This window comes from Pseudomonas sp. P5_B2, from assembly GCF_056400445.1.
In genome coordinates, this window is record NZ_JBFULH010000616.1 from 1 (window position 1) to 2,352 (window position 2,352).

At 58.9% G+C, this 2,352-nt stretch carries 3 protein-coding genes; 1 reads left to right on the forward strand and 2 read right to left on the reverse strand.

Going from position 1 to position 2,352, the window contains the following annotated elements:
- Positions 1 to 656 (forward strand): zinc-binding dehydrogenase (locus AC1DRJ_RS24735; protein ID WP_477804475.1); only part of this gene is annotated, 656 nt, incomplete at its 5' end.
- Between the two features lie 54 nt (positions 657 to 710).
- Here the strand turns inward: AC1DRJ_RS24735 and AC1DRJ_RS24740 are convergent.
- Both AC1DRJ_RS24740 and AC1DRJ_RS24745 read right to left on the reverse strand, forming a co-directional pair.
- A complete protein-coding gene (locus AC1DRJ_RS24740; RefSeq protein ID WP_477804476.1) occupies positions 711 to 1,007 on the reverse strand; it encodes a hypothetical protein in 297 nt (98 codons plus the stop codon).
- Positions 1,008 to 1,134: 127 nt separating this feature from the next.
- Positions 1,135 to 2,352, reverse strand: a 1,218-nt coding sequence (locus AC1DRJ_RS24745; RefSeq protein ID WP_477804477.1) for a cation:proton antiporter, incomplete at its 5' end; no start/stop codon positions are given.

The following is a 2,352-nucleotide window of genomic DNA, read 5'->3' on the forward strand; positions in this document are numbered from 1 at the left end:
TTGCTATTTATGGCGCAGGCCCCGTGGGATTGTTATGCGCGGCGTGCGCCAGAATGCTTGGCGCCGAGCTGATTTTCATGGTCGACCATCATGACTATCGGCTGGCCTACGCCCAGCGAACCTATGGCGTCGTAGCGATCAATTTTGACGACGATGATGACCCGGCTGACACGATCATTCGGCAAACGGCAGGCAGTCGGGGGGTGGATGCCGTGATCGATGCCGTGGGTTTCGAAGCCAAGGGCAGCACCACCGAAACCGTGCTCGCCACCCTGAAACTCGAGGGCAGCAGCGGCAAGGCGTTACGCCAGTGTATTGCGGCAGTCCGGCGTGGTGGCGTAGTCAGCGTTCCGGGCGTTTACTCAGGGTTTATCCATGGTTTTCTGTTCGGTGACGCCTTCGACAAGGGCCTGACGTTCAAAATGGGCCAGACCCATGTGCAGCGCTATTTGCCGGAGTTGCTGGGGCATATCGAAACCGGACGCTTGCAACCGGAAGCGATCATTACCCATCGCCTGTCCCTGGAGCAGGCAGCCGAGGGCTACAAGCTCTTCGACAAAAAACAGGAACAGTGCCGTAAGGTGATTCTAACCCCGGGATCCAGCGATGTACCGCTGACAGAAAACCTTGAAACCGAAGCGGTGCCTGTGATGTAGCCGCGGCCCGGAATAATAAAGTAGCCCGGCATTTGCCGGGCTTCTTTTTCACGTTCACGCTCGATGTTCAAGCGGTTCGCGCAGATGTTCTGAGTGGATGACGGATTGGGGAATTGGCGGAAAATCCTCGTTGAGCAAACGCAGGTGTTCAATCGCTTCCTGAAACTTCAAGTCAGCTTTGCGGCGTAGCGCCTGATAACGATCAAACAGTTCCATATCCAGATCGCTGCCATCGAGCATTTCGAAAGCACATCGGCTCAGGCCCTGGGCCTCTTCGAACATCTGACGGTTACGTTCCAGGGCGAGTGCCCGGCAGGCTTTGATTTGATCAGGGGAGGAACATTGGATCATGACCGGCACCTCTTTTTCGGGGTCCCTTTGAATAGGCGTCGTTGCCACAGTGGAACCAACCTGTCGAACCCCGCGATGCACTAACAAAGCGGGGTTAAAGATGTGACTGTCGGGGGAAAAGGGGAATTCAATTTTTTTTCAGGCGTTCGTAACGGGCGAGGGTGGGCTGGGTGGTGATTCCGTGAATCAGAATGCTCAACGCGACCACCGACAACGTCAGGTCGGTGCACAGGGCCGCCACCGATTGACCGAGCCCGTGGTTCAAGGCGTAAAACAGGTAATAAAGGCTGCCGATGCCACGGATGCCGAACCAGCCAATCAATGCGCGCTGATGCCAGTCAAGCAAGCGACCCCACGGCATGACGGCCACACTCAGCGGCCGGATCAGGAAAAACAGCACGCCGCCGATGGGCAAGGCACGCCAATCCCAGTGGGCGATCAGCACCACCCCCAGGAGCGTCACCAGAAACACCTCCATGGCCCGTTCCACGAGACCGCCGAAGGCGAGCATGTCACTCATCATGATGCCCGCCGCAACCTGGCCGTCCTCCAAATGGTCGGTGTTGCCACGCATGACATGTTGCGGCTCGACGTTCTGATGACCCACCACAGGCTGGACCAGATGCTCGGCGGGCTCTGGCGATTCGCCCGCCGTCTTGACCTCGGCCCGCCGCAAGCCGAGGCCGGCGGCGAACACCGAGAGAAACCCATAGGCATGAATGAATTCGGCGCCGACATAGGCCAGGGCGATCAAGGCGAGGGCGAGGTAATCATTCGGGGACAACGTGCTGTCATCGTTCTGGATACGCAACGTCAACGTCACCCGCCCGATGCCGCGTCCCATCCAGTAACCCGTCAGCAAGCCGGCGGGCACGGCCCAGAGCAGACTTTTAAGCGCCCAGTCGCCCACCCAGCCAGGATCACCGTCGTGCTGCAACAAGAGTAATCCGAGAATCACGAAGGGAAACGCGATGCCATCGTTGAGCCCGGCCTCGCCCGACAGACCGAAGCGCACACGGTCGTCGTCCCGCGCGTCATTGACTTGCACCAGGGCGGCCAGCACCGGGTCGGTCGGTGCCAGCACCGAGCCGATCAACACGGAGGCGCCCCACGATACGCCGAACCCGTAGTGCAACAGCAAACAAACGCCGCCAATGGTTAAGACCATGACCGGTCCGGCCAGTCCGAATGCGATTCGCCATGTCTTGTCCTTGAGCGGCAAGCGTAATTTCAGCCCGCAGACAAACAATGAAAAGAGCACCGCGACTTCCGTCAGGTGCTCCATCCAGTCAGCGGCGTCATTGGTATTGAGCTTCAAAAGTCCCAGTGCGCCTGGCCCAATGGC